The organism is Ruegeria sp. AH12 (genome assembly GCF_056541465.1).
Genome location: NZ_JBQFYL010000033.1, coordinates 1 through 2,418 on the forward strand (window position 1 = coordinate 1; position 2,418 = coordinate 2,418).

Sequence of the window (2,418 nt, forward strand, 5' to 3'; positions counted from 1 at the left end):
CGATGCTGACAGCATGCGGCATGTGGCGCAGGGCGATTTTCTGCTTCTAGTCCGTTGCGGCCATCTCGAAGATCAGCGGCACCGACAGGATCTCCATCAACCCGTCGATATCGGCGTCCGAGATGTGGCGGCGATCTTCGCGCAGATGTGCTGTGATGCCGTCGGCCCCGGCCTCTTCCGCGATCCGGGCGGCGCGTAGTGGGTCCGGATAGGCCCCGCCGCGCGCATTCCGCACGGTGGCTACGTGGTCGATATTCACGCCCAGACGCAAACGGTTGTCAGACATCTTTCGAATCCTTCATTGTCCCTGAGGTCGAGCCTAGTGGTTTTGTCGGGGGAACGTCAGCCTCTGCCTGAGCAAGGCGTTTGATTTGTTCAAACTTCGCTTTGATTCTGGCGCGGCGGCGTTGCTGATAAGTACGGATAAGCGGCAGGCTAAGATAGGCGCAGATCACTCCGGCCACGATGCCTGGAATGACGCCGCCGATCATATAAGGAAAGAACACATCGTCATAGAACCGGCTAAGCCCGTGCCAGTCCGCCTCGCGATGGGTGAACATGGCGATGCAATTGTCCTTGAGATCGCCCATCGCATCCGCAAATTTCCCCATCAACCCATCGGTATAGTCTTTGCGGAACTTGGTCCCTAGCAGGAAATGCCCGGTTTGCAGGCTGATGACCGCGATCGGCACATAGGTCAGGGGATTGCCAAAGAACGTGCCGCTGAGCGCGGCAAGAATGTTGCCGTTCAGCAGCCGCGCCAGCACGGCGGCGACCAGGAAATGCAAGCCATAGAAAGGCGTAAACGAGGCAAACACCCCTGCCCCGATGCCACGCGCGATGCGTTCCGGGCTGTCAGGCAGGCGCCGAACCCGATGTTTGACATAGTGAAAGGCACGGGTCCATCCGCCGCGCGGATAGACGAACTCTGACGCGACTTGGACAGGCGAGCGGCGATCTCGGCGCTTGAAAACCACTCGTGATCACCCCTTCTCAGCCAGCCGCAACGGCGGGTTTCGCACTTTCCTGGTACCGTTCGACCGCAGCAACGTCGCTTTCAGCCTCGAGCATCAGCATCAGCGAATGCAGCTGTTCAAGATCGCGAAGTTCGACATTGATCATCAGCCGATAAAAATCCGGTTTGCGGTCGACAAATTCGAGGTTCGAGATATTGGCCTTTTTCTCGCCGATCAATGTGCAAATACGCCCCAGCACCCCGGCATCATTGCCGATGGCAGGGTGATACTGCGCAGGTAGTCCCCGAAATCCTGCAGGATCGGCTCTAACATGCGGGAATGGGCGGCGATGTCGATCTGGATACGTTGACAGTCGATGTCCTGCGCCTGCAATCGGTCTGCAAGCGCGTCAAGCGCGGCCTGAGGCCCGGTTGCAATACTCAAACCCGGAGCGTTCACCGCGCCCAAATCCAGATCATCCCCCAGCAGCGGGCGCAACTCATCTGCAGGCAGCGGTACGCTCAGCATGCCACCTGCGGGCACAGTATCAAAAAGCTGGCCGCGCAGATGTACAAGGCCGATGCAGTCTTCAAAGGACATGACACCGGCCACACAAGCAGCGGTGTTTTCCCCCATGGAATGACCGACAAGCGCGGCTGGTTCCACACCCCAACTGATCCAGAGCTGCGCCAGCGCATATTCCGTGATCATGATCAGCGGTAATTGCACCGACGGCGTGGTCAGGCGCGCGTCGGCCTCGGCTTCCTGTCCGGGTTCCGGCAGCCACAATGAACGGATGTCATAATCGATCTTGGGCTGCAAAATCTCCAATCCGCGATCCATCCAATCGGCAAAAACAGGCTCTGTTTAATAGAGATCGCGCGCCATGCCGGCATATTGTGCGCCGCCCCCGGGGAACATGAAGACATGATCGGGATTGTCGGAGATGACGGAATGCGTAAAGACCCGGCGAGGGTCGCCGCCTTCCAGAAGCGCCGCGGCTTCCTCGTGGCTTTCAGCAGCAATCACACGGCGTTTTTCAAATCCCTGGCGGCCTTCTTTGAGGGTCCATGCAATATCAGCCAGATCTTCATCCTGATGCCGCCGCAAATGTGCGGCCAGTGCAGCTGAATTGCCCTCAAGCGCCTTTTTGCTGTGCGCAGAAATAGTTAACAACTGGAACGGCCAATCTGATGACTCAGATGCGGCCCGTGCGGGTGCTTCCTCCAGCACCACATGAGCATTGGTACCTCCAACACCCAGCGAGTTCACTCCGGCGCGTCGTGGCCCTTTGTGAGATGCCCATGGGGTCAACTGATCATTGACGCGAAACGGGCTGTCTTCGAAATCGATCGCCGGATTGGGTTTTTCATAGCCCAGGCTTGGTGGGATTTCCTGATGATACAGGGCCAAGGATGCCTTGATCAGACTCGCCACACCGGCGGCTGTATCCAGATGGCCA

1 protein-coding gene and 3 pseudogenes are annotated in these 2,418 nt (G+C 58.3%); all 4 read right to left on the minus strand.

The features are described from left to right. Nucleotides 1–49 precede the first annotated feature (49 nt). Nucleotides 50–286: pseudogene (locus ACR0EL_RS21295) on the minus strand (pyridoxine 5'-phosphate synthase); the annotation flags it as partial. Beyond that, on the minus strand, nt 279–977 hold the full coding sequence (locus tag ACR0EL_RS21300; RefSeq protein ID WP_480502151.1) for a DUF2062 domain-containing protein: 699 nt from the start codon (nt 975–977) through the stop codon (nt 279–281). The pseudogene ACR0EL_RS21295 and the gene ACR0EL_RS21300, both read right to left, overlap by 8 nt. A 16-nt stretch (nt 978–993) precedes the next feature. After that, nucleotides 994–1,233: pseudogene (locus tag ACR0EL_RS21305) on the minus strand (ACT domain-containing protein); the annotation flags it as partial. After that, nucleotides 1,218–2,418 (minus strand): annotated as a pseudogene (locus tag ACR0EL_RS21310) (acyltransferase domain-containing protein); the annotation flags it as partial. The pseudogenes ACR0EL_RS21310 and ACR0EL_RS21305, both read right to left, overlap by 16 nt.